1 protein-coding gene is annotated in these 928 nt (G+C 47.4%); it reads left to right on the plus strand.

Translation table 11 applies throughout. The annotated features are described in order from the left end of the window. On the plus strand, nucleotides 1–928 hold a 928-nt coding region (gene nhaA, locus R8O11_RS25855; protein ID WP_318194691.1), incomplete at both ends, for a Na+/H+ antiporter NhaA.

A 928-nucleotide genomic window follows, 5' to 3' on the forward strand; every position in this document is an offset into this window, starting at 1 on the left:
CTGGATCAACGACGGCCTGATGGCTGTGTTCTTCCTACTTATTGGCCTTGAAGTAAAGCGCGAGCTGCTTGAAGGCGCGCTAAAATCGAAAGAAACTGCCATCTTCCCTGCAATTGCTGCGGTCGGTGGTATGTTGGCTCCGGCACTTATTTCCGTTGCTTTTAATGCAAATGACCCTGAAGCGATCTCTGGTTGGGCAATTCCTGCGGCGACAGACATTGCATTTGCTCTGGGTATCATGGCGTTACTTGGTAAGCGCGTACCAGTGAGTCTAAAAGTATTTTTGTTGGCTCTTGCGATCATTGACGACTTAGGTGTTGTAGTCATCATTGCTCTGTTCTACACCGGTGATCTTTCTTCAATGGCATTGCTTGTCGGCTTCGTCATGACAGGTGTACTGTTCATGTTGAACGCGAAAGAAGTCACCAAGCTAACACCGTACATGATTGTGGGTGCGATTCTGTGGTTTGCTGTACTTAAGTCTGGTGTGCACGCAACATTGGCAGGTGTAGTGATCGGTTTCGCGATTCCGCTGAAAGGAAAGCAGGGCGAACACTCTCCACTGAAACACATGGAGCATGCTCTTCACCCTTATGTTGCATTTGGTATTCTTCCTCTGTTTGCATTTGCGAACGCAGGTATCTCGCTAGAAGGCGTATCGATGTCTGGTCTAACTTCAATGCTGCCTCTAGGTATTGCACTAGGTCTATTGATTGGTAAACCTCTAGGCATCTTTAGCTTTAGCTGGGCAGCTGTGAAACTGGGCGTTGCGAAGCTACCAGAGGGTATAAACTTCAAGCATATCTTCGCGGTATCAGTGTTGTGTGGTATCGGTTTTACGATGTCGATCTTTATCTCTTCACTGGCGTTCGGTAACGTAAGCCCTGAGTTTGATACATACGCTCGATTAGGTATTTTGATGGGCTCA

It is taken from the genome of Vibrio sp. 1288, assembly GCF_033344475.1.